Here is a 23,248-nt window from a genome sequence, read left to right on the forward strand (position 1 = left end):
CGAGGGGCGCGCAGCAACTGGCCGCCGACCGGGATCGGTCGGCGGCCAGTTGCTGCACGTGCGGAGGTCAGGCCCCCGAGGACCGGGAGAGGACGCGCCGCGCCAGCCGAGCACCCACCCGGGCACCCTTGCGCAGCACCTCACGGAGGTCGGTCTCGGCGTCGACCAGGACACGGGGCACCTCGTACGGCGAGGTGCCGGAACCGGCGACCGCCGTCTGCGTCGTCAGCGCGTAGGCGTAGCCGGCCTCGCGCGCGATCCGCAGTGTGTCGTCGGTGTAGTCCTGGGCGCGACCGTTGGGAAAGGCCAACACGTCGACCGGCCTGTCGAAGTACGAGGCGAGCTGCTGGCGGGAGTCCCCGAGCTCCCGGGACTGGGCGGCCGGCGCCTCTCGGCTGAGGATAGGGTGCCCGCAGGTGTGCGACTCGATCTCGTGACCGAGCCGCAGCAGCTCACCGGCCTCGTCCCAGTCCATGAACATGCGCCCGAGCTCTGGGCCGTCCGGAGCCAGCCGGCCGCGAATCTCGGCCACCGCCTCCTCCCGGGCGTCGCTGTCGACCAGTTTCAGGCCGTCGGAGACCGCGGCCAAAGTCGACTCCCGGGCCGCCGGCCGTGAGGTGTCGTACTCCTGCCCGGCCCAGCTGAGACTGCGGGCGGTGGCGTGGACGAACGCCCAGCCGAGCTGCTCCCACCACGCCGACCGCACCCCCGACAGGAAGCCGGGCACGAGGAAGAAGCTGGCCGGCAACCCGGCGGACCGCAGCACCGGCGCGGCCACCGTGACGTTGTCCAGGTATCCGTCGTCGAACGTAAGCGCGACGGCCCGGGGCGGGAGCGAGCGGCCGGCGGCGAGGTCGTCGAGCGCCGGCCGCAGGGGCACGACGTTGGCCCAGCGGCGGAGGAAGCGCACCTGGCGCTCGAACCCACGCCGACCGGCTTCCGGCGACGTGCCCGAGAACGCCCAGGTGGGTTCGATGTTGTGGTAGCCGAGAACCAGCAGCCGGTGGCTCACGCCGCACCTTCCCGTCCGTGCCGGGAGGGGGCTGTCGCGGGACCGAAGTCCAGGTCCGCCTCCCCGACGGGCCGCCCCTGCGCCACCGTCGCGTAGCACTCCACCAGACGTTCCGCCCACGTGCCCGCGCCGAAGTGCCGCTCCGCCCGCTCGCGCGCGAGGACGGCGCGCCGCCGACGCTCGGCGGGGTCGGTCAGCGCCGCGCGCAGCGCGGCTGCGAACAGGACGGGCTCCGGCGCGTCGACGAGCCAGCCGGTCTCCCCGTCGACGACCACCTCCGGCACCCCACCCACGTCGGTCGCCACGCTCGGCACACCTGCGGCGGCCGCCTCGAGCAACGCAGTGGGGAGCGCCTCCATGCGCGTGGGCAGCACGACCAGCGACGTCCGCGGCAGGAGTTCGTGCACATCGTCACGCGCTCCGGCGAAGACCACGCGGTCGGCCACCCCCAGGCGGGCAGCGGTCTGCCGAAGATCGTCCTCCAGCGGCCCGTTGCCGATCAGCAGCAGCCTGGCGTCGGGGACCGCTGCCACCACCTCGGGCCAGGCGCGCACGGCGACGTCCTGCCCCTTCCCGATCCGCATGTGGCCAACGAGCGCGACGACCGGAACCCCGGCCGGGATGCCCAGCTCCGTGGGCAGCTCCGGCGCCTCGCCCGTCCCCAACGGGCGGAACCGTTCGATGTCCACGCCGTTGTGCACGACCCGCCAGCGGGCCGGGCGGAAGCTACGGGGGTACCGGGCGGCGAACCCGTCATGCGAGGCCTGCGAGACCAGAAGCAAGCCGGACGAGCGTCCGCTCACCGAGACCGCCAGCCGCTCGCGCAGCGCCTCCCGGCCACTGAGCGGGACGGGCACGTGGTGGAGGGTGCAGAGCACTGGGCGGCGGGCCAGCAGGCCCGCGATCGGCGCCAGCGTGCTGGCGTCCTCCAGATGGGCGTGCACCACCTCGCAGCCGGAGTCGCGGATCGCCCGCGCCAAGCGGGGCACCGCCCCCGGTTCGGCGAGGCGGTCGACGCCGACGAAGCGCGGCTCCAGGCCGGCGGCCCGCAGCCGGGGTAGCCAGGCGGCCCGGCCACGGGTGGGCGGGGCGAGAGACAGGACCTGGAGCTCCAGGCCCAGGCGCGGCGCCTCCGCGGCGAGCGTCACCAGCACGTTCTCCGCGCCACCGAAGTTCAACGAGTCAATGACGACGAGCACCTTCACGGCCTGGGAGCCCCCTCGCCCGCCCCCGAGGCGGTCCGGTCCAGCGCCCGTCGGTAGACCTGCTCGGTGCGCTCGGCGACCGTCGACCATGACGCCCCCTTCGCCGACCGCTCCTGCGCGGCGTCGCCCATGCGCTCGGCGGCCGTGGAGTCGTCGAGCAGGCGCAGCAGTCCGGCGGCCAGCCCCTCGACGTCACCGGGCGGGACGAGCAGACCCGTCTCGTCGTGATCGATGACCGCAGGCAGGTCACCCACCGCGGTGCCGACGACCGCCCGGCGGAACGTGCGAGCCAGTTCCACGACGCCGCTGGCGTTGGCGTACCGGTACGGCGCCACCACGACGCGCGCCTGCTCGAACAGCGCTGGGACGTCCTCCATCGGGATGTACGCGGCCCGCACCTCCACCCCGCCGATCCGTGCGGCGGTGCGCCGGAGCCCCCCGAGGTCGGTATCCCCCGACGGCGCCCCGGCGATGACGAGCTTCGCCTCGGGCCGCTGGGCGCGGATGCGCTCGAACGCCTCCAGCAGGAGGTCCAGGCCCTTGTAGGCCTGCATGGTGCCGAAGAAGAGGACGACGGGGTCCGTGGCGCCGGCGGGCCCGGGGGCCTCCCGCACGAAGACCCCCTCGTCACCGTGCGGGATCACCGAGATCTCCCCGACCTCGGGCCACCCCGAGCGCAGGTCCGCCGCCGACTGCTCGCCGAGCACGATCAGCGCGTCCACGCTGCGGTAGCCCAGCCCGAACGAGGCGTTGAGCAGCTTGTTGGCACGCAGCACCTCTCCGTTGGGCTTCTGCTCGTTGAACGGCAGGGGTGAGTGGGCCAGCGTGACCAGCAGGGGCCGGCCGTTCCGGCGCCGGCGGGCCAGCCAGGCGATGGCGGCGCCGTCGACGGGGAACCGCCCCCCGGAGAACTGGACGACGTCCGGGCGGGTGCGGGCCACGTGGCGGAGGAGCGCGACCCAGGCGAGGTGGTACTTGCCCGCCCGCACGACACGGCGCAGCCGCCGCCGCAGCGGCGGGTCGCTGGCACCCTCGGCGGCGTGCCACGTCGGCAGGCCGGGGACGACGCGCAGCCCCGGATGACGCGACGGGAGCTCCGGATCCGGCCCGGTGAGCAGTTCGACGTCGTGGCCGCGGTCGGCCAGCGCCTCCCCGAGCTGGACGGCGAACTGGAACAGCCCGCCCGAGGGGCTGAACTCGACGAGCGTCACCTTCAGGCCGGTCATGGCCGTGCACCCTCCTCCGCGCCGGGGCGCCCGTCCGCTTCCGCTCCGGGCGCGGTCCTCCGGCTCCGGCGCCGACCAGGCTAGTGGTACGTCGATCTTGTCAGGGTCTCCGTGCGCGTGGCAGCTTGCTCACCGGATCGTGGACACCCGGCCGGCGCGCCGCCCCGATCAGCTGCCGGCACCGCGCAGCATCGAGCCCACCGTGCGCAGCATGATCTTGATATCGAGCCACAGCGACCAGTTCTCGATGTAGTAGTTGTCGAGCCGGGCGCGGTCGGCGATGGAGGTGTCCCCGCGCAGCCCGTGCACCTGCGCCCAGCCGGTGAGCCCGGAGGGGACCCGGTGCCGGGCCTCGTAGCTGGGATAGGCGTCACGGAACTGGTGAACGAAGTGCGGTCGCTCCGGACGGGGGCCGACCAGGCTCATGTCCCCGCGCAGGATGTTGATCAGCTGGGGGAGCTCGTCGAGCGAGCCCCGGCGCAGGAATCGGCCGAGCGGGGTGAGCCGGTCGTCGTGGGCGATGTTCCACGTCGTCGCCGACTCGTTCTCTCCGGCCGGGCGCAGGGAACGGAACTTGAGCACGTCGAAGTGCCGCCCGTCGACACCGACCCGCTCCTGCCGGAAGAGAACTCCCGGACCGCCGTCCACCCGGACGGCGAGCGCGATCAGCAGCATCGCCGGGGCGAGGAGGAGCAGGCCCACGCCGGAGACGGCGACGTCGATGAACCGCTTCACCCGCCAGGCCCGGCTGCGGTAGGTCGCGCGGCGGAGCCGCACCAGGGGCAACCCCCACGCGTTGTCCATCTCGCCGTCCACCTGGTGCAGCTCGAACAGCCGGGGCACCACGAAGAGCTCGCAGCTCAGCCGGTCGCAGGTGCGGATCAGGGACACCATCTCCGACTCCTTCATCGAGGAGAAGGCGACCACGACGTCCCGGATATCGTGCTGCGAGAGCAGGGCGGTGAGGTTCTTCGGGCCCCCCAGGACCGGGACCTCGGCACTGCCGTGCGCGACGGGGTCCTTGTCGAGGAACCCGACCGGCCGCAGCCCGTACTCCGGGTGCGCGCGCAGGATGTCGGCGATCTGGTTGCCGACCCGGCCGGCTCCCAGGATCAGCGTGGGCCGGGCCACGGCGCCGCTCCCGCGCAGTGAGCGGATCGCCCCGTAGCTGCCGATCCGGGCGAGCACGACGGCCACCCCCGCGGCGACCGCCCCCCACATGAACTGCCAGTCGATGACGTAGTCCTGCCAGACCGCGCGCGACCACGCGATCTGGCCCAGCACGGCGAGGGCGACGGCGGCGAGCCAGCGGCCCGCGAGGACCGGGAGGTCGTCGAGGACCGACAGCGACAGCCGGGACCGGTAGAGCCCGCCCAGCGCGAACATCAGCAGCAGGATGGCGCCGAAGGCCACCGTCTTCCGCAGCGGGGAGTCGACGCCGACCTGCCGGCTGAGGACCTCGATCCCGATCACCCCGGCGCCGACGGCGAGCAGGTCCGCCGCGGCCAGCAGCGGCCCGATCCCGGAGCCCAGGAGCCGCCGGCCGAGCCACGCACGGGAGCCAGGCCGCGCACCCCCGCTGCCGGCGGTATGCCCGCCGGCCGGAACCTCGCCGGCACCGTGCCCCTGCACGGACCGCAGGTCCGCCTGCGCAGGACGGACGGCTCGTTCATCGTCGCGCACGCTCAGGGCGATCGCCTCTCCCCGTGTCAGCCATGCTGGTCGCCGTGGCTCCCGGACCTCGCGGCCCGTGGAGCCCCCGCCCGTCACCGGTTCCCGACCGGTCGTGCGCGAGTTCCCCCGCTCGCGCACGTGGACGGCCGTATAGGTCGGGTCTATCGCGGAAGGTAGTCAGACGTCGGAAGGTTGTCAGACGTTGCGCCTCGCGCGTCAACCCCGGCCACCGCGCACCCGAAGTTCACCCGGTCGTCGGGGTTTCATCGCGCTACGAGAACGGGCGCGCTCGTTCCGTGTGCGAGGTCACCGTCGTACGGGTGGCCCGACGCTGGGTCGGGACCAGGTCACCCGGAAGGTCGAGAAGGGCCTGCGACCGGCCTCGCCCAGCGCACACTCTGGTAGAACCGTGCGGGTCCGGCGCTGCGGCCGCGGGCGAGGGCCGACCGACCGGCTCCGGCATGCCAGTGACGAGAAACCGGGAGACATGGGCGGACCGACCAGAGGCGCGTCATCCGAGCCGGCCACCGGCTCGCACGGCCCCCTCGAGGCCTCGGCCCCCGTGGAGGCCCCCGAGGCCGGCCCGGAGGAGTCCCCCCGGGTGGACGCCCGGACCGCGGGGTCGAGCTTCCTGTGGTCGGCGGTCTCCTTCACCGCGAGCAAGCTCCTCGTCTTCCTCGTGACCCTGGTGATGGCCCGGTTGCTCGTCCCCGAGGACTTCGGCGTCGTGGCCGTGGGACTGGCGATCGTGGCGTTCCTCGAGGTCGCCCTCGACCTCGGAGTCGGCTCCGCACTGGTGTACGAGCAGGAGCGCGGGATCACCCCCCGCGTCCAGACCGCGTTCACCCTGAACCTGGGCATTGCCGCGGTCTGCACGACCGTCGGTGTGCTGGCCGCGCCGGCGGTCGCCGCCGTCTTCGACGTGGACGACGTGAACCTCCTGCGCGTCCTCTTCCTCTACTTCCTGGTCCGGGGCCTGGTGCAGGTGCCCGACGCGGTGCTCCGGCGGGACCTGCTGTTCAAGCGGCGGGCGCTGGTCGAGGTCTGCCGCGCCTTCGGCCGCGGTGCGGTGTCCATCCCGCTGGCGATGGCCGGGGCCGGCCCGTGGGCACTGGTGGCGGGCATCCTCGCCAGCGAGGCGCTCGGTGTGGTGCTGACCTGGTGGGCGGTCGGGTTCCTGCCGACGTTCTCGCTCGACCGGCGGGTCGCCCGCAGGTTGCTCGGGTTCGGCTCGGCCGTCCTGACGTTGAAGATCCTCGGCGCCGTCCTCGAGAACGCCGACTACTACATCGTCGGCGCCGAACTGGGCACGTACGCGCTCGGCATCTACACCCTTGCCTTCCGGGTGCCCGAGATCGTCCTCGCCAACGTGTTCTGGATCTTCTCCAGCGTCGCGTTCTCCATCTACTCCCGGGCCCGGTCGTCCGAGGCGAGCGAACTGAGCGCGGTGGCCACGCGCGCGCTACAGGTGATCACGCTGTTCGCCTTCCCGGCAGGCGCGGGCATGGCCGTCGTGTCGCTGCCCCTGACGGTGACGCTGCTCGGCTGGCAGTGGGAGCAGGCGGCGGGGCCGATGCTGTTCGTCGCGTTGTCCATGGCGGCCTCGTCGATCGGCTATGCATCCGGCGACGTGTTCCCGGCGGTCGGTCGCCCGGGCCTGCTGATCAAGATCGTGGCCCCCATGGTCGTGGTGAAGGTGGTCGGGCTGGCGCTGGCTGCCCCGCACGGCCTCACCGCGATGGCCGCCACGCTCTTCGGCATGAGCGTCGCGTTCTCCGCCGTCCGGCTGGCCGTGGCCAACCGGCTGCTCGACGTACGGGCAGTGGAGAGCCTGCGCGCCATGGTGCCGGGGCTGCTCGCGGCGGTCGGCGCCACCGCGGGGGCGCTTCCGGTGGTACTGCTCGTCGAGCCAGGCGTCGAAGCGCTCCTGCTGGCCGTCCCCGCAGGCATCCTGGGCGCCATGACGCCTCTCTTCCTCTTCTGCCGGCCATTCCTGCGAGAGCTCCAGCACCTGGCGACCGCGATGCGGCGCTCCAGGGCGGCGACGTGAACGAGCGGATCGCCACCAGGGCGCTGCGGCTGACCGGACGGGGCGGGCGCCCGGCCCGATTCCTGGCCCCGTTCGTCGCGATGTGGGGCATGGTCGGAGCGGGTGACTCGCGGCGGATCCGGACGCAGCTCACCGGCTCGGAGCAGGCCGTCGAGGACGCCCGCGCCGACGTCTACCGCCGGCTGTGGCTGGACGCCGCCGCACGGGCCGGCGCAGAGGTGACCGAGTCGGTGTCGGGGTTCATGTCGATCCGGTGCGACGACGCCGTCACCGTGGTCCGCGAGAACCTGGTGGAGCTGGACTCCCCGGTGACGCTGGCACTCGCCGGGGACCGGGTGGCTTCCGCCGCCCGCCTCTCCGAGGCGGGCCTGCCGACGACCGACCAGGAGTCGTTCACGCTGGCCGACCCCGCGCCGGCATTCCGGTTCCTCCGCCGGCACGGGGCCTGCGTGGTGAAGCCGGCCTACGGGACGGGAGCCGGGGCGGGGGTGACCTGTGACGTCCGCACCGTCGGCGAGCTGGCGCGCGCCGCGCTCGCGGCGGTCCGCTACTGCCCCGAGCTGGTCATCGAGCGGCAGCTGAGCGGGAACGAGCACCGCCTCCTCGTCCTGGACGGCGAGGTCATCGGCAGCGTCCGGCGGCGCCGGCCCTCGGTCACCGGGGACGGCCGCTCCACCGTGGCAGAGCTGATCGCGGCGGAGAACCGCCGGAGGCTGGCGGCCGAGGGCCGGGAGGGGCTGCTCCTGCTCGGGTTGACATTCGACGCCTGCCTGGCGCTGGACCGGCAGGGCCTCACCCCGGCATCGGTGCCTGTCAAGGACGCCACGGTCGTCGTGGCGGGAGCGGTCAACGCCGGCTCGGCGGCCGAGTGCGAGAGCGAGCACCCACACCCCGAGCTCGCGGCCCACGCCGTGGCCGCCGTCCGGGCCCTCGGCCTCCGGCTGGCCAGCGTGGAGCTGAGCGTGCAGTTCCCGTCGGCGGGCGGGGATCCCGTGGTCAGCGGCATCATCGAGGTCAACAGCACGCCGGGGCTGACCTACCACTACCTCGTCCGGGACAGCTCGACCGCCCGACCGGTGGCCGAGGACATCCTCGCCACACTGCTTGCGGGGAGCAACGCGGCACCTCCGGCCACCAGGGACCACCGGCTCCCGGTCCCCATGCCGGCGACCTGACGCCACCTGGCGCCGGAACCCGTTCCGGCGTCAGCCCCCCCGGTTGCGCAGCCGGGCCACCACGCGGCGGCCGACCGCGCGGACCGCACGCCGCAGGAATCCCGCGGTGTACTCGACGCTGGGTGCCGGGTCCCCCAGGTCGAGCATGGGCAGGCCGAGCGTGCGGGGGTGGGCCAGCGAGCCCAGCCACTCCGCTGTCCCCATCTCGCCGCTCGCGCGATAGGCGCGGAAGGCGTGGAGGTCCTCCAACGGGTGCCACTGCCGCACCCCGCTGCGAAAGCTGCCGGGCGGGGTGACCGGCAGACTGAGGGCACGGCGGTAGGCGATCGTCGCCATGTCCACCCCGGCGCGCTGCACCAGCTTGTCGGCCGCGGTGAAGCGCGGGTTGCATTCGATGATCTTCAGCTGCCCGGTGCGGCTGTCCCGCTTGAACTCGACGTTGCCGATGCCCCGCAGGCCGATCCCGGTGAAGAACTTCAGGCCCAACTCGGCGGCGTCGGGCACCCACTCGGTGATGTGGAAGGTGCCCAGGCCGAACCCGGGCGGGTTCTGGCGCGGCTTGCGCTTGGTGAAGTGGAACAGCGGCGTGCCGTCGTCGTCCAGGTAGCTGTAGTAGGAGCAGTAGCGGCTGTCGTCCCCCGGGATGATCTCGGTGACGATCATCTCCAGCTCGTGCTCCTGCGTTGCCCGGAAGCCGGCCTCGAGGGTCTCGCGGTCCTCCGCGACGATCGCCTTGGTGCCGAACGCCCGCGCGAACAGATGGGAGTGCCGGGGCTTGAGCGCCAGGGGAAACTCCATGCCGGCGACCGCCTCGCGCAGCTCGTTCAGCGTGTGCACGGCCGCCGTCCGGGGCGCCGGCACGCCGACCGACCGGGCCAGCGCGTAGGTCTGCTCCTTGTCGAGCATGGCCAGCGTGACGTCGTCCGCTCCCGCGGCCGGGCAGTAGCCGTCGGCGGTCAGCGCGTCGCGGTGCAGGGCGAGGAACTCCAGTGCCGCATCACTGCACGGCAGCAGGACACCGCCCCGTGGCCCTGTCTCCAGCCACCGCTGCCACTCCTCGGGGGCGCTGGCCGAGGAGGTGACCGGGACGTAGCTGCTCAGGTAGCGGGACCGCTGCACCAGCGAGCCGCCGGCACCGTCCCCGAGCGCATGCACGGGGACGCCCTGGCGGCCCAGGGAGCGGGCTACGGACAGCGAGTTGAAGCTACCCCCGAGGATGATCGCGGGGGCGGTCGGCGCGTCAGCCAAGGTCGGGCCCCGCGGTGAGGCCGCCGGCGTCGAGCATGGTGTCGACCCAGGCGTTGGAGAACTCGCCCCGCGCCACCGCGCTCTGGTACTCCGCGGCGGCGGCCGCCCGGGCGTCCAGCCGCTGCAGCAGGTCCTCGCAGCTGTCCTGCGGAACCACCACGACGCCGTCGGCGTCCCCGACGATGACGTCGCCGGGGTTGACCACGATGCCCCCCACGCTCACCGGGTAGTTGACCTCCCCGGGCCCGCGGTGCAGCGGACCCAGCGGGGTCGTCCCCCGGGCGAAGACGGGGAAGTCGCCGAGCGCCAGGATCCCGTCGAGGTCGCGGACCAGGCCGTCGACGACGACGCCGGCGATGCCGCGGTGCCGCGCCTTGGTGGAGACCAGGTCACCGATGACGGCGGTCATCATCGAGCTGCTGGCGTCGATGACCAGGACGTCGCCCGGCTTCGCCAGGTCGAGGCTCTTGTGCACCATCAGGTTGTCGCCGGGGAAGACCTTGACCGTGCAGGCCGGCCCGACCAGGCGGAGCTCCCGCGGGGTGACCGGCTTGATCGACGGGTTCATCGTGTAGAGCCGGTTCATCATGTCGGACACGTCGGCGCCCGCGAACGCGCCCAGCCGCCGGACCAGGTCGGGCGAGGGCTGCCGCGTGTTGCGCCGGTACCGGAATCCCGGGCCCGGCGTCATTTCCGCCGACTGCGGGCGCGCACTCCCAGAGCTCATCCGTCCTCCACGTCCATCCGGTGGCGCACCGGCCTGCACCGACCGGGCCCGGGGGAAGGCTACCGGCGCGGCGGGCCGTTGCGAGCCGGAGCGGTCGCTGAGCACACGGTTCACCTGATGGGGTTCCGGCTAGCCTGCCCCCGTGCCCCACGACGTGACCGTGATCCCCGGCGACGGCATCGGCCCGGAGATCGTCGACGCCACGCGCCGCGTGCTCGCCGCCACCGGCGCCGCCATCTCCTGGGACGTCCAGTTGCTCGGGCAACCGGCCCTGGACGCCGGATGCGGCAGCGCGCTGCCCGAGGCGGCGCTGGACTCGGTCAGGAGGACCGGCGCGGCGCTGAAGGGGCCGGTGAGCACCAGCCGCACCGACGGCTTCCCGTCGCCGAACACCGGGCTGCGCCGGGCGCTGGACGTCTTCGCGCAGGTGCGGCCCAGCCGGGTGCTGCCCGGTGTCCCGACGCCGTTCCGGGGACTGGACGTCGTCGTCATTCGAGAGACCACGGAAGACCTGTACGCCGGCATCGAGTTCGCCGCGGGGACACCCGGAGCGGAGGCCGTCGGCGAGGCGGCCCGCCGGCACGGCGCACGGCTCGCTCCCGGCTCGGCGGTGGCGCTGAAGCCGGCGACGGAGGCCGCCGTCCGCCGGACGGTGGAATTCGCCTTCGACTGGGCGAGCCGGCACGGCCGCCGGCGGATCACCGTGGCCCACAAGGCGACGGTGATGCGGGCGACCGATGGCCTCTTCCTGGAGATCGGCCGCGAGACCGCCGCCCGGTACCCCGGCCTGGAGTTCGACGACGTGCTGGTCGACAACCTCGCCGCCCACCTCGTGCGGCGGCCCGGCGACATCGACGTCGTCGTCACCACCAACCAGTACGGCGACATCCTCTCCGACCTGGTCGCCGCGATGGCGGGAGGCATCGGGCTCGCGCCGGGCGCCAACTACGGGCCGGGGCTGGCCGTGTTCGAGGCCGCGCACGGCTCGGCGCCCCGGCATGCAGGCACCGACCGGGCCGACCCCCTGGGCATGATCCGTTCCGGCTCGCTCCTGCTGCGGCACCTGGGAGAGGACGACCGGGCCGACCATCTGGACGCCGCGGTGGCCGACCTGCTCGCCGAGGGGCGGGTCCGCACCTACGACCTGCTGCCGCCGGAGCGGGTGGCGGCCGCTTCCGGCACCGCCGCGGTGGCCGACGCCCTCGTGGACCTGCTCACCGCGGCGGACGGCGGGGCGACGGCATGACGCGACGGCCGCTGCGCATCCTCATGGTGACCACCCGGGACATCGGCACCCGGGTGACCGGGCGGATCGTCGTGCTCCGCACGCACGCCGAGGCGCTGACCGCCCTCGGGCACGAGGTGACCGTCGCCGTCGTCGCCCCGCGCCCCGCGGAGCCCGGCCCCTGGACGACGCGTTTCCGCACCGAGCACATCCGCTCCCCACGCCTCCCCGTGGTCGCGGCGTCGGCGGCGCACGCGCTGACGCTGGGTCGGCGGTCCCTGAACGAGTGCCTGTTCACCGACCGGTCGGTGCGCCGGGCGGTGACCCGCCTCGCCGGCGAGCTGGGCGCGGATCTGCTGCTGACGGATTCGTTGCGGCTTTTCGGCGCCGTCGCCGGGGTGCGGGCGCCGGTCGTGGTCGACCTCGACGACCTGCTCAGCACCCGGTACGACCGGCTGCGCACGACCGCCCGGAGCGACCCGGCGGCGGTCCTCGGGTTCGCGGCGGCCCGGGTGCCGGGCCCGCTGCGGCCCGTGGCCGCGCGCAGCGCGGTGGCGTTGCTCGGCTGGGAATCACGGCGGGTCGCCCAGCGGGAGCGGACGGTCGCCGCCTCGGTGGCCGCGGTCAGCCTGGTGTCCCGCTCCGAGGCCGAGCTGCTCGCCGAGCGCACCCGGCGGGAGGTCGCCTGGCTGCCCCCCGCCGTGCCGGTTCCCGACCAGCCCGTCGAGCCCGGGGACGGCCTGGTCTTCCTGGGTGGGCTGGACTACCTGCCCAACGTGCAGGCCCTGCGCTTCTACCGGGACGAGGTGCTGCCCCACCTCGACCCGGGCGACCCGCAGCAGGTGCTGCACGTGGTCGGCCACTGCCCGGACGCCGTCCGCGCGCAGCTCGACGTGCCCGGGATCGTCCTGCACGGCTATGTCGACGACCTGCACGCCGCGCTCGGTCGGCGGGCGCTGGTCGCCCCCCTGGTGGCCGGCGGCGGCGTGAAGCTGAAGGTGCTCGACGGCATGGCCCACGGGCTGCCGGTCGTGGGCACCGCCGGCGCCTTCGAGGGGCTAGGGCTGCCCGCCGACGTCCGGCTCCAGGCGGACGACCCGGCGGAACTGGCCGCGCTGGTGCGCGAGCTGGTGAAGGACCCGGAGCAGTGCCGGCAGCGCGGGGCACGGTCCCGCGCCGTCGTGGAGGAGTCGTTCAGCGGCCGGGCGGCGGCCCGGCGGTGGAGCGAGCTGCTCGACCGCCTGCCGCTCGGCCCGGTGGGCGGCTGAGGGTCAGCCGGTCGACGCGGGGGTCTCGCCGCGGGCGGTCCATCCGGCCCACGCCGATGCCACCATGTCCGTGACCCCGTACTGCGCGCGCCAGCCCAGCGCCTCGTGGATCAGGTCGGCCGAGGCCACCACGCGCGCGGGGTCACCCGCCCGCCGGGGCTCGACGACCGGCTCCGCCCAGGCCCCGTCCGCGGTGCCCGACACCGCTCGGATGGTCTCCACCATCTCCCGCACCGAGACGCCCTCGCCGCGGCCGATGTTGGCGGTGAGGGCCGTCACTTCGCCGTCGCCGAGCGCGCGCGCCGCGGCGACGTGCGCGGAGGCGACGTCCGCGACGTGGATGAAGTCCCGGATGCAGGTGCCGTCGGGCGTCGGGTAGTCGTCACCGAAGATGCGGGGCGGCCGCCGCTGGGCGAGCTGCTGGAACACCATCGGGACGAGGTTGGAGACCCCCCGGTCGGTGAGCGCCGGCTCGGCGCTCCCCGCGACGTTGAAGTAGCGGAGATTCACGAAGCGCAGGCCGGTGGCGGCGGCGACCTCCTGGACCATCCACTCCCCCACGAGCTTGGTCGTCCCGTAGGGGTTCACGGGGCTACAACCGATCGACTCCTGCACGACGTCGACATCCGGAGCCCCGTAGACGGCAGCGCTCGAGGAGAAGATGAACGAGGTGACGCCGGCCGCGGTCACCGCCTCGAGCAGGGTGCGCAGGCCCTCGACGTTCTCGCGGTAGTAGTACAGCGGTCGGCGGACGGACTCCTCGACCTGCTTCTTGGCGGCCACGTGGACGACGCCGGTCACCCCGTGGTCGGCGATCACGCGGCTCACGGTGTCTCCGTCGAGGACGCTGCCGCCCTCGAAGGGGATACCGGGAATGCGGCTCCGGTCGCCGGAGGAGAGGTCGTCGAGCACGACGACGTCCTGCCCGGCTCCCCGCATCGCGCGGACGATGTGTGCCCCGATGTAGCCGGCTCCCCCGGTCACCAGCCATGTCACGGGTTGAGGTTATCCAGCCGGGGCCGCCGCCGGGCCGGGAGGCGCGGCTGTGCTCTCACGTTCCACCGGAGGGGTGACGTCGCGCGCCTCCCCCGCGATGCCACGCCGGGCGCGGGGGCCACAGTCGCGGCCTCCCGGTTTGGAGGCCAGTGTGCGCGGGCACCGTCCCCAGCACTCCGTTTCAGCAGGTTCTGCCCGCGCCGGATCGCCGTCGGTTCCGGCCCGCCCCGTAGGAATGGCGCCATGACGTGGCTGTTGGTGATCGGTCTCTCTTGGACGCTGCTCGCCCTGGGCGCCGCAGTGGTCGTCGGGCGGGGCATCCGGTCAGCGAACACGCCCGCCGCACCCGCCGCCTGGACCGACGAGGTCGAGAAGTTCCTGCGCCAGCAGTCGGACCCGCGCTCGTTCCCCGCGCAGGGTGAGTCACCGGCCGCAGCCTGACCGCCCCTGCCCGTACGGTGGCCGGGAGCACCCGGGGCGTCCTCCGCTGTGGCGAGGACCACGACGGCCGCCGCGAGCGCACGTATCCCGCGCCCTGGCTCGTGGTGGTAGACATCGCGGTGGCCGCGCCTTGCGGCGACCCGGTGATCGGGACGGGGCAGGCGGCAGACCCGGGGAGGGCGGAGCGCGAGATGGCCGATCAGCCCTGCTTGCCGGCCCGCTCCCGGCCCCGCACCGGGGGCGCGTCGTCCGGTCGGCGGGTGGCGGCGGCGCACGTGCACTGGTTCCGCCGGGTCGGCCAGGACCCGTTCAGCAGCGCGACGCTCTACGCGTGCCGCTGCGGGGAGGTGCGCGCCGGGTTCTGAGCGGCGGGCCCGGTCGTCAGCGAGCCGGATCCCCGGCGGGCCGGACGCCGGGCTGGGCCAGCTCGAGGGAGTGGGCGTCGTCCGTCCGGCGCAGCGCCCAGTCGGCCGGGAGCACCAGCCGCGGCGCGACACCGATGAGGACGGCGACCAGGAACGCCACCCCGGCCAGCGCCTCGCCGGACTCCTCGACGAAGGTGGCGGTGACCCGGAGCGAGTCGGGGGCGACGACGGAGAGGGCGGAGAGCCCGACCGCGGCGACGCCGTAGCCGGCCAGGCTGCCGAGGACGCGGCGCCGGTCACGGCGCTCGGTGCGGCTGAGGAAGAACAGCGCCCCGACGACGGCCAGGGCGACGAGGGCGCTGAGGGTGATGGCGGCGGGCCGGCCGGCGGCGGCGTCCAGGGCGGTCATCGCGTCGGCGTGCACGGTGCCCCCGGCCTTGACCGAGGCGATGCCGGCCGCGACCAGCCCGACGGCCAGCCACCAGGTGCGGCGGCCGGGGTTGCGGGCGGCGCCGGCGACGGCGGCGAGGGCGGCGACGGCGAACAGCCCGGCCACGAAGAGACGGGGCAGGGAGAAGGGCGCGTCCATGGAGAGGGCGCGGGCAGCTGTGCCGGTGGCCCCGGTCAGGCGCAGCAGGAAGCCGGTGGCCATGAGCGCCACGGCGGCGGCGGCCAGCCCGACGCCCACCGGGGGCAGCGGGACGGCGCGGCGGCGGGTGCGCGCGGCGGCGGGCTGCGGCGCGCGAACCGGCTCGACCCAGGAGGCGGCCGCGCGCTCGTCCGCGTGCCGGATCGCCCGGCCGATCACGACGCCGAGCACGACGGCGATCGCCATCCAGACGACCAGTCCGCCGATGATCCACGTCCACCACACACCGCGATCATCGGCAGGCCGGGGGCGGAACTTGACCGACCTGTCCCCCGTGTCGGGGGTGCCGGGACGCCGGGGTCAGCTGAGGCGGCTGAGGTGGTCGCGCAGGCCCTCGCGCCAGTGCACCGGCCGGAAGCCGGCGGCGCGGATCTTCGCCAGGTCCAGCACGGAGTTCAGCGGTCTCGGCGCGACGCCTGCGCGCCCGGCGAAGTACTCGGCGGTGCTCACGCGCTGCACGTCGTCGGCAGAGCGGCCGCGGGCGGTGAAGACCAGCGCGGCGACGTCGGCCCAGGACGCAGGCTCGCCGTCGCCGGTGAGGTTGTAGGTGCCGTACGCCCCCGTGCCGACCAGGTGGCGGATGCCGGCGGCGAGGTCGGCGGCGGTGGTGGGCCGGCCGATCTGGTCGTCGACGACCGAGGGGCTGATCCCGCGGTCGGCGAGGCCGGCCATGGTGTGCACGAAGTTGCCGCCCTCCCCCACCACCCAGGTGGTGCGCACCAGCCAGTGCCGCTCGACCGCGGTCGCACACGCGTCACCGTCGGCCTTGCTACGGCCGTAGACCGACAACGGCGAAGGCGGGAGGTCCTCGGGGATCGGGCCGGCATGGGTGCCGTCGAAGACGTACTCGCTGGAGAGGTGCACCAGCGCCGCGCCGGCCCGGTCGGCGGCGCGCGCGAGGTGCGCGACGGCGTCGACGTTGACCGCGCGCACCGCGGCCAGGTTCGCCGGGTCCTCCGCGGCGTCGACGGCGGTCCAGGCGGCGGCGTTGAGCACGACGTCGACGCCGGTCCAGTCGAAAGCCCGCACGGCGGCGGCGTCGGTGACGTCGAGCGCGGCCCGGTCCAGCGCCACGGCGCCGGGGAACGCACCCCGCAGCGCGCGGCCGAGCTGTCCCCCGGCGCCGACGATGACGGCGTTCACTGCCCCTGGGCCGCGTACTGCGCCTCGACGCCGTCCTTGAGCGGGCGCCACCAGGCCGTGTTCTCCCGGTACCAGTCGATGGTGGCGGCCAGGCCATCGCGGAAGTCGGTGTAGCGCGGCGTCCACCCGAGCTCGGTGCGCAGCTTCGTGGCGTCGATGGCGTAGCGCAGGTCGTGGCCGACCCGGTCGGGAACCGAGTCGAAGGCGTCGGCCGGCCGGCCGAGCAGCTCCAGGATCAGGCCCAGCACCTCGCGGTTGTTCTTCTCCCCGTCGGCGCCGATCAGGTACGTCTCGCCGGAGCGCCCCCGGTCGAGCACCGCGTGGACGGCGGAGTTGTGGTCGTCGACGTGGATCCAGTCGCGCACGTTCTCGCCCGCGCCGTAGAGCTTGGGGCGCAGGCCTGCGAGCACGTTGGTGATCTGCCGCGGGATGAACTTCTCGACGTGCTGGTAGGGCCCGTAGTTGTTGGAGCAGTTGGAGATGGTGGCGTGGATGCCGAAGGAGCGCACCCAGGCCCGCACCAGCAGGTCCGAGCCCGCCTTGGTCGACGAGTAGGGGCTGGACGGGTTGTACGGCGTCTCCGGCGTGAATTTCGCCGGGTCGTCCAGCTCCAGGTCGCCGTAGACCTCGTCGGTGGAGATGTGGTGGTAGCGGACGCCGTGCCGGCGCACCGCCTCGAGCAGCGTGAACGTGCCGACGACGTTGGTCTGCAGGAACGGCGAGGGGTCGCGCAGCGAGTTGTCGTTGTGGCTCTCGGCCGCGAAGTGGACGACGACGTCGCAGCGGGCCACCAGCCGGTCGACCAGGTCCGCGTCGGCGACCGAGCCGTGGACGAACTCGATGTCGTCGCGGACGGGCGCCAGGGAGGCCTCGTTCCCCGCGTAGGTCAGCGCGTCGAGCACGGTGACCTCGTACTCGGGGTGCTCGCGCAGCGTCTGGTGCACGAAGTTCGCGCCGATGAAGCCGGCACCCCCGGTGACGAGCATGCGCATCGCCTGCTGAACCTCCGCCGTGGATCCGCGAGCCGGACGAGGACCCCGCCCGGTGCCCGCGCCGCGCGGGCCGTCGTCCAGGCCATCACGGTAGTCGGCCCGGGGGGTGCGCATCGCCGCTTCCCGGCCTCGGCAACCCCGATCGAGGGGGGCGCCCGCTCGCACCGGACCTCGGCCCGTGACCGCGATACCGATCGGTCACGTGACCGACAGTGAGGCCGGGCCGCACGCGATGGCTGTTAACCGGCGCGCCACCCGATCCCGGTTCCCCTCACCCGGTGTTGGGCCGAAGGTGTCCTACGAGACGAGGAACAGGGGGAGGCGCGTGTCCATCGGCCGGGCGGCGGGAGCGCTGTCGGCGCCGCACGCCCTCGGCGCACCGCACGCCGCCCTCCTCGGGCGCGGGGCGTGGCCGCGCCGCCTGCTGATGGCCGCCCTGCTGTTCCTGGGCGCCTGGCTGCTGTTCGCCGTCTCCGCCGACGCGGCGCAGGCCGACTCCGCCGGCCACACGGAGGGCGACACCTCTGTGGTCGCGCCGCCCGGCCCCGGGGGACCGCAGCCCGACGTCCCCGCGGACCCCCCGCCCGACGTCCCGGCGGACCCCCCGCCGACCGGGCCCCCGGCGACTCCCGAGACCCCAGCCGTGCCCGGGCCGACGCCGACCACCCCGACCGACGGCGACGGCACCGGCGTCCCGCCCGTGGTGCCGACGCCGCCACCGGCGGACCCGGACGTCACCCCGCCTGCGGCCGACCCCGCGCCCGCCGACCCCGCGCCCATCGACCAGGCGCCGCCGGACAGCGAACCCATCGACCCCGCGCCCACCGACCAGGCGCCGCCGGACAGCGAACCCATCGACCCCGCGCCCGCCGACCAGGCGCCGCCGGACAGCGAACCCATCGACCCCGCGCCCACCGACCAGGCGCCGCCGGACAGCGAACCCATCGACCCCGCGCCCGCCGACCAGGCGCCGCCGGACAGCGAACCCATCGACGGCGCGCCGACCGACGGGGAGCCCGGCGGACCCACCGAGGGCGAACGCACCGAGAGCGAGCCCAGCGACACCGAGCCCACCGAGGCCGGACCCGGCACGGAGCGCGCCCGCACCGAGCCCGCCGACACCCCGCTCCCGGCCGCCTCGCCGGCGGAGCCGCGGCCGGTGCTGCCGCAGGGCGCGCCGACGCCGGACGCCACCGCGCCCCCGTGCCTCCCCGCCGCCGCGGAGACGACCACGACGGGGGCGGCGGCCTCCGCGTCCCCGTCCGCGCGCGGGGCCGGCACCACCCAGCCGGTCACACCGACCCTCACCGCGACCCCGCAGCCCCCCGGCCCGCCGCCCCCGGCCCCGCCACCGGCACCGGTGCGCCCGCCGGGCCAGCACGGCCCTCCGGCGGCGCCGGTCGCACCGGTGCCCGCGAGCGGCCCGGGCGGCCCTGCGTCGGCCACCGCGTCCGGCAGCGGTGGGTTCGGCGCCGGCCACACCGACCACGCGGACTGCGTGCTCGCGGTGCTCGACGCGGGCTTCCCCGCATCTCTCGCCGGCTCGATCCGGACCGCTCGCGGGAACGACGCCGCCCTCCTCGGCCGCGTCGAGGAGCCGGGCGCCAGCCCCGACTGACGGGCGCACGCTCCCCTCTTCGCCCGCCCCGCCGGTCCGTCGATCGGCTCGTCGAACAGTCCACGACTCCGCACGCGCGTCCCGCCCCCGGTGTGCCTCTCTCCCCACCGGGTGCCGGATCGCCGTTCGCACCGCAGGGAACTCGCCCGATGAGCAGTGAAGCCATTCCGTCCGAACACCTCACCCACCACCGTGCCGCGCCGCCTCTACGGCTCACGCGGGCCGACCGGCTGCGCGGGGCGGGCACCGCCGCCCGCCGCGCCTGGCGCGGTCCCTACGTCCGCCGCCTGGTCGTGTGGGACGCCGTCTGCGCGTCCGTCGCCGCCGGCAGCGGTCTGCTCGCCCGCTTCCACCCGCCGGACATCGGTGCCACCAACGCGTCCCTGGCCATCGCCGTCGCCCTGCCCGGCGTCTGGCTGTTCGCCATGGTGGTCGCCCGCAGCTACGAGAGCCGCTACCTGTGGGAGGGGCCGGAGGAGTTCCGCCGCGTCTTCTTCGCCGCCGCGCTGCTGCTGGCCCTGGTGGGCACGGTCTCGTGGGGCCTGAAGCTGGAGGTCGCCCGCGGTTTCGTCGTCGTCGCCCTGCCGCTGGCCACCGCGCTCACCCTCGCCCACCGCCAGGCGCACCGGTCGTGGCTGCGCCGGCAGCGGGCCCGCGGCCGCTTCCAGCAGACGACGCTGCTCGTCGGCCACCGCAACGGCGTGGCCGCGCTCCGGGAGCAGCTGCACCGGGAGGTCGACCAGGGCTACTCCGTCATCGGCTGCTGCCTGCCCCCGCGCTCCGGCACCCGCGGCGGCTCCGTCGGTCTGCCGGTGCTCGGCGGCCTCGACGAGGTGGTCGACGTCGTCGAGCGGTACGAGGTGGACACCGTGGCCGTCCTGCCGTGCCCGGAGCTGGACGGTGCGGCGCTGCGCCGGCTGGGCTGGGAGCTGGAGAAGACGCAGGCCGACCTGCTGCTCGCGCCGTCGGTCTCCGAGGTCGCCGGTCCGCGCATCCGGGTGCGCCCGGTGTGCGGGCTCTCGCTGCTGCAGATGGAGCGGCCCGAGCTGCGCGGCCTCCACCGGCTGGTGAAGGAGTCCTTCGACCGGTTCTGCGCCGTCCTGCTCCTGCTGCTGCTGGCCCCGGTCCTCGTCGTCGCCGGCCTGGCCGTCAAGCTCGACAGCCCGGGGCCGGTGTTCTACCGCCAGGTGCGGGTGGGCCGCGACGGGCACCGGTTCCCGATGCTGAAGTTCCGGAGCATGCACGTCGGGGCCGACCGCCTGGTCACCCGCCTGGCCCCGGTGAACGACGGCAACGGCGTGCTGTTCAAGATGCGGCGCGACCCGCGGGTGACGCGGGTGGGCCGGGTCCTGCGGCGGTACTCGGTCGACGAGCTGCCTCAGCTGATCAACATCCTCCGCGGGGAGATGTCGATGGTCGGCCCCCGCCCGCCGCTGCCCTCGGAGGTCGAGCGGTACGGGGTGGAGATGCACCGCCGGCTGGTGGTCAAGCCCGGCCTGACCGGGCTGTGGCAGGTGAGCGGCAGGTCCGACCTGTCCTGGACCGACTCGGTGCGGCTGGACATCCACTACGTGGAGAACTGGTCCCTGATGCTGGACCTGATGATCCTGTGGAGGACGGTGGGGGCGGTCCTCACCGGTCGCGGTGCGTACTGAGACGCCGAAGGGGCGGGCGCCGCGCGTCTCGCGCGGCACCCGCCCCCCACCGTCGGGTCAGCGATAACCGGGGCTGACGTACCCGATGCCGACGGAGCCGGCCGGGACGAAGTCACCCGACGCGGGCTTGCCCTGCGTGAGGGTGCCGGTCAGGTTCCCGATCGACGGCCACGAGACGACGCCGTTGCTGATCTTCGCGGGGCAGCTGCGGTCATCGGTCTGCGGCCACACGCTGTAGCCCATGTCCCGGCCGGAGCGCGGGTCGAGGTAGACGTTCTCGAGGGCCAGCGGGTAGGTGTTGCAGTCGATGCGGATGAACTGCCCGCCCCGCTCGATCGGGTTCACCTCGGAGCTGCCGACGTTGGTGTTCCGGATGGTGCCCTTGCCGATGGCGCCGAGGTCCTGGCGGACCTGGATGCCCTGGTAGTTGGTCGTGCCGCTGAGCCGGTCGATCCGGTACTCGCGCACCCCGCCCCACGGCTGGAAGACGTCGGCGTGGTTCACCGAGTAGGTGCCGCGCAGGGCCTCCATGCGGACGTTCTGGATCTGCACGGTGGCCTCGGGGGCGTTCACGGCGATGCCGTCCGCCTGGGAGCCCGGGACGTTGCCGTTGATGAGGACGCCCTCGATGTGCACGGTGCCGGTGCACTTGTGCACGTAGATGGCGCGCTGGTCGTCGTTGCCGAAGCGGGCGGTGGGCGCGACGGTGATCTGCCCGCCCATGATGACGGCGTTGCGGCAGTTGGCGATGGTGATCGGCCCGGCCGGGCGGTCGGCGGGCAGCTTGACCAGGACGTCGCCGCCCCGGGCCCCGATGGTCGTGACCGAGTTGCTCGGGGTGACGTTGGTGACCGGGTAGTTCTGCCAGCCGGCCGGCGGGGCCCAGCTGAGGGCGCCGCTCGCGGGAGCGGCGACGGGCTTCGCGGGGGTGGTCGCGGGCTGCGTGGGCGCGGGAGCCGGGGCAGGCGCGGTGGGAGCCGTGGTCGTCGGGCCGGTGGGCCGCGTGCCGGTCCGGGAATCGGCGACCGGGGCCGGCTGCTCGTTCGGGACCGGAGCCTGCGCCTGGGTGCCGGCGGGGGCGGGGGTGTCGACGGCCGGCGGGGCACCGACGGGGGGCTGTGCGGCGGGGCGGGAGTCCCGGGTCTCCGCGGGCTGCGGGGACTGGCTCGCGACGACGTCGGCCCCCTGGTTCTGCACGAGTGGGTAGCTGAGCGGGAGGATGCCGACCAGGGCGAGGGAGAGCTGCGCCAGCCGACGTCGGGAGAGACGCCTGCGGCGGGGCCGGTGGTTTCGCCACTGTCGGTAAGCGGTTCGTGACACGCGACAGAAGGTAGCGTCACGATTACGTAACGCCAAGCCCGTTCGAGTGAATTTCTCGGGCTTCGCGCCGAGCCGCCCCCGGTTCTGCTAAGCGACTCGCGGCCCGACCTGCGCGGACACCCGCACATGCGGCGAGAAGAATCTTCGGCAGGTTCTGCCCGCGTCGGACCCGGCCCGCTCGCAGCGGTCCGCCTAGGAAGGTCCCATGACATGGCTGCTGGTCCTCGCGACCGCCTGGATGACGCTGGCCGGCCTCCTGGCGCTCGTCATCGGCCGGGCGGTCCGCGTGGCCGACCGCCGGCAGACTCCGGGCACCCCGCCGGTGCCGGACTTCGTGCCCGCGGAGTGGACGACCTCCCCGATCACCCCGCGCTAGGAACCGGAGCCGGCGCGCCGGCGGAAGCCCAGGACGCCGAACGAACGCCGCACGGGACGCCCGGGCCGATCCGCCGCCGGTGCGGAGCCGCCCGCGGTCGGGCCCTCGTCGCCGGACGGCCGGCCGTCGACCGCATGGGCACCGCCGCGGTCGACGTGCGCGGCGCCCCCCCGGGGATCGGGCACGGCCGCGTCGTGCAGGGACGGGTGCAGGGAGGCCAGCGCGGCCAGCACCGGCAGCAGCGCCTCGGCCACCGCCTGCCCCATCTCCTCGTGACCCTGCAGGGGGCGGCCGATCGGGTCGGCGATGTCGTCTTCCTCCCCGCCGCTGCGCCCGGGGCGCGCCGCGGCCAGGGCGGCGACCAGCGCGCGGACCCGGTCGGCGAAGCCGCCTCCCGCGGGCCGCCGGTCGTCGAGGGCGTCGAGCAGCGCCGCGGCCTCCCGCAGGGTGAAGGTGCGCACCAGGGCCCGGGGCACGAGCCCCAGCACGTCGCGGCGGTGGTCGCGGGTGAGGGTGAGGACCAGGTCGGCCTCGGCGACCATCCCGGGCTCCAGCTGACGGGCCACGAACCCCTCGGGGTCCCCACCCAGCCCGGACAGGACCAGCGCGCTGTGCGGGTGCATCCGCGATCCGGCGACCGCGCGCGTACCCGCGCTGACCAGCCGGAGGTCGGACACCTCCGGCCCGAGGAGTTCGCGCAGGTAGGCCCGCCCCAGCCCCTGCCCCAGGGCCGACCGGCAGATGTTCCCGGTGCACACCAGCAGGACGGTGACGGGGTTCGCGGGCGGATGCTGGTCGGGCACGGCACCAGTGTGGGCGGTGCGGGCCGTCCCCCGACACCTCCGATGGGGTGGTTGCGCTGCGCGGGAGGTCCGTCCGGAAC

Annotated in this window: 21 protein-coding genes; 9 read left to right on the forward strand and 12 right to left on the reverse strand. The window is 74.6% G+C overall.

From position 1 onward, the window contains the following. Nucleotides 1-67: 67 nt before the first annotated feature. The 4 genes from ACI79K_RS12145 to ACI79K_RS12160 all read right to left on the reverse strand — a co-directional run bounded on the left by ACI79K_RS12145 (nucleotide 68) and on the right by ACI79K_RS12160 (nucleotide 5,075). On the reverse strand, nucleotides 68-1,012 hold the full coding sequence (locus ACI79K_RS12145; RefSeq protein ID WP_456599804.1) for a polysaccharide deacetylase family protein: 945 nt from the start codon (nucleotides 1,010-1,012) through the stop codon (nucleotides 68-70). Continuing rightward, nucleotides 1,009-2,211: a glycosyltransferase gene (locus tag ACI79K_RS12150; RefSeq protein WP_456599805.1), complete on the reverse strand. Its 1,203-nt coding sequence runs from the start codon at nucleotides 2,209-2,211 to the stop codon at nucleotides 1,009-1,011. Before ACI79K_RS12150 ends, ACI79K_RS12145 begins: the two co-directional genes overlap by 4 nt. Nucleotides 2,212-2,213: 2 nt before the next feature. Continuing rightward, complete coding sequence (locus tag ACI79K_RS12155) at nucleotides 2,214-3,443, reverse strand: glycosyltransferase family 4 protein (RefSeq protein ID WP_456599806.1); 1,230 nt, start codon at nucleotides 3,441-3,443, stop codon at nucleotides 2,214-2,216. A gap of 168 nt (nucleotides 3,444-3,611) precedes the next feature. Beyond that, the gene (locus ACI79K_RS12160; RefSeq protein WP_456599807.1) at nucleotides 3,612-5,075 is read right to left on the reverse strand and encodes a sugar transferase; all 1,464 of its coding nucleotides are present in this window, start codon (nucleotides 5,073-5,075) and stop codon (nucleotides 3,612-3,614) included. Nucleotides 5,076-5,718: 643 nt separating this feature from the next. On the opposite strand from ACI79K_RS12160, the gene ACI79K_RS12165 reads away from it, so the two are divergent. Together ACI79K_RS12165 and ACI79K_RS12170 are read left to right on the forward strand one after the other, a co-directional pair. Further along, nucleotides 5,719-7,167 carry an oligosaccharide flippase family protein gene (locus ACI79K_RS12165; RefSeq protein ID WP_456599808.1) on the forward strand — a complete coding sequence of 483 codons (1,449 nt, stop codon included), beginning with the start codon at nucleotides 5,719-5,721 and terminating at the stop codon, nucleotides 7,165-7,167. Next, entirely contained in the window at nucleotides 7,164-8,342 is a 1,179-nt protein-coding gene (locus ACI79K_RS12170) for a hypothetical protein (protein WP_456599809.1), read from the forward strand. Before ACI79K_RS12165 ends, ACI79K_RS12170 begins: the two co-directional genes overlap by 4 nt. A 30-nt stretch (nucleotides 8,343-8,372) precedes the next feature. On the opposite strand, the gene ACI79K_RS12175 is transcribed toward ACI79K_RS12170, so the two are convergent. Both ACI79K_RS12175 and ACI79K_RS12180 read right to left on the reverse strand, forming a co-directional pair. Further along, nucleotides 8,373-9,590, reverse strand: coding sequence for a carboxylate--amine ligase (locus ACI79K_RS12175; protein ID WP_456599810.1), 1,218 nt, complete (start codon nucleotides 9,588-9,590; stop codon nucleotides 8,373-8,375). Continuing rightward, nucleotides 9,583-10,317: an RraA family protein gene (locus tag ACI79K_RS12180; RefSeq protein WP_456588381.1), complete on the reverse strand. Its 735-nt coding sequence runs from the start codon at nucleotides 10,315-10,317 to the stop codon at nucleotides 9,583-9,585. Before ACI79K_RS12180 ends, ACI79K_RS12175 begins: the two co-directional genes overlap by 8 nt. Nucleotides 10,318-10,459: 142 nt before the next feature. Here ACI79K_RS12180 and ACI79K_RS12185 point away from each other — a divergent pair, with 142 nt between their 5' ends. Both ACI79K_RS12185 and ACI79K_RS12190 read left to right on the forward strand, forming a co-directional pair. Next, nucleotides 10,460-11,563 carry an isocitrate/isopropylmalate dehydrogenase family protein gene (locus tag ACI79K_RS12185; RefSeq protein ID WP_456588380.1) on the forward strand — a complete coding sequence of 368 codons (1,104 nt, stop codon included), beginning with the start codon at nucleotides 10,460-10,462 and terminating at the stop codon, nucleotides 11,561-11,563. Further along, the gene (locus ACI79K_RS12190; RefSeq protein ID WP_456588379.1) at nucleotides 11,560-12,810 is read left to right on the forward strand and encodes a glycosyltransferase; all 1,251 of its coding nucleotides are present in this window, start codon (nucleotides 11,560-11,562) and stop codon (nucleotides 12,808-12,810) included. The genes ACI79K_RS12185 and ACI79K_RS12190 overlap by 4 nt, the downstream gene beginning before the upstream one ends. Nucleotides 12,811-12,813: 3 nt before the next feature. On the opposite strand, the gene galE is transcribed toward ACI79K_RS12190, so the two are convergent. Further along, nucleotides 12,814-13,806 (reverse strand): UDP-glucose 4-epimerase GalE, encoded by a 993-nt coding sequence (galE, locus tag ACI79K_RS12195; protein ID WP_456599811.1) that lies wholly within the window; start codon nucleotides 13,804-13,806, stop codon nucleotides 12,814-12,816. A 243-nt stretch (nucleotides 13,807-14,049) separates the two neighbouring features. Here galE and ACI79K_RS12200 point away from each other — a divergent pair, with 243 nt between their 5' ends. Both ACI79K_RS12200 and ACI79K_RS12205 read left to right on the forward strand, forming a co-directional pair. After that, nucleotides 14,050-14,247 (forward strand): hypothetical protein, encoded by a 198-nt coding sequence (locus ACI79K_RS12200; RefSeq protein WP_456599812.1) that lies wholly within the window; start codon nucleotides 14,050-14,052, stop codon nucleotides 14,245-14,247. Between the two features lie 191 nt (nucleotides 14,248-14,438). Continuing rightward, nucleotides 14,439-14,612 carry a hypothetical protein gene (locus ACI79K_RS12205; RefSeq protein WP_456588376.1) on the forward strand — a complete coding sequence of 58 codons (174 nt, stop codon included), beginning with the start codon at nucleotides 14,439-14,441 and terminating at the stop codon, nucleotides 14,610-14,612. A gap of 16 nt (nucleotides 14,613-14,628) precedes the next feature. On the opposite strand, the gene ACI79K_RS12210 is transcribed toward ACI79K_RS12205, so the two are convergent. The 3 genes from ACI79K_RS12210 to rfbB form a co-directional block, all read right to left on the reverse strand. Continuing rightward, a complete protein-coding gene (locus ACI79K_RS12210) occupies nucleotides 14,629-15,486 on the reverse strand; it encodes a hypothetical protein (RefSeq protein ID WP_456599813.1) in 858 nt (285 codons plus the stop codon). A 75-nt stretch (nucleotides 15,487-15,561) separates the two neighbouring features. After that, complete coding sequence (locus tag ACI79K_RS12215) at nucleotides 15,562-16,404, reverse strand: SDR family oxidoreductase (RefSeq protein ID WP_456599814.1); 843 nt, start codon at nucleotides 16,402-16,404, stop codon at nucleotides 15,562-15,564. Beyond that, the gene (gene rfbB / locus ACI79K_RS12220) at nucleotides 16,401-17,396 is read right to left on the reverse strand and encodes a dTDP-glucose 4,6-dehydratase (RefSeq protein WP_456599815.1); all 996 of its coding nucleotides are present in this window, start codon (nucleotides 17,394-17,396) and stop codon (nucleotides 16,401-16,403) included. The genes ACI79K_RS12215 and rfbB overlap by 4 nt, the downstream gene beginning before the upstream one ends. A gap of 325 nt (nucleotides 17,397-17,721) precedes the next feature. Here rfbB and ACI79K_RS12225 point away from each other — a divergent pair, with 325 nt between their 5' ends. Then, nucleotides 17,722-19,014 (forward strand): hypothetical protein, encoded by a 1,293-nt coding sequence (locus tag ACI79K_RS12225; RefSeq protein ID WP_456599816.1) that lies wholly within the window; start codon nucleotides 17,722-17,724, stop codon nucleotides 19,012-19,014. 149 nt (nucleotides 19,015-19,163) lie between these two features. Next, a complete protein-coding gene (locus ACI79K_RS12230; RefSeq protein WP_456599817.1) occupies nucleotides 19,164-20,669 on the forward strand; it encodes a sugar transferase in 1,506 nt (501 codons plus the stop codon). Between the two features lie 57 nt (nucleotides 20,670-20,726). Here the strand turns inward: ACI79K_RS12230 and ACI79K_RS12235 are convergent, their stop codons facing one another. Then, nucleotides 20,727-21,989: a hypothetical protein gene (locus ACI79K_RS12235; protein WP_456599818.1), complete on the reverse strand. Its 1,263-nt coding sequence runs from the start codon at nucleotides 21,987-21,989 to the stop codon at nucleotides 20,727-20,729. 205 nt (nucleotides 21,990-22,194) lie between these two features. On the opposite strand from ACI79K_RS12235, the gene ACI79K_RS12240 reads away from it, so the two are divergent. Then, nucleotides 22,195-22,365 (forward strand): hypothetical protein, encoded by a 171-nt coding sequence (locus tag ACI79K_RS12240; protein ID WP_456588369.1) that lies wholly within the window; start codon nucleotides 22,195-22,197, stop codon nucleotides 22,363-22,365. On the opposite strand, the gene ACI79K_RS12245 is transcribed toward ACI79K_RS12240, so the two are convergent. After that, nucleotides 22,362-23,168, reverse strand: coding sequence for an arsenate reductase/protein-tyrosine-phosphatase family protein (locus tag ACI79K_RS12245; protein WP_456599819.1), 807 nt, complete (start codon nucleotides 23,166-23,168; stop codon nucleotides 22,362-22,364). The two genes, ACI79K_RS12240 and ACI79K_RS12245, sit on opposite strands and share 4 nt — an antisense overlap. Nucleotides 23,169-23,248: the final 80 nt, after the last annotated feature.

The sequence above is a fragment of the Blastococcus sp. SYSU DS0616 genome (assembly GCF_054051015.1).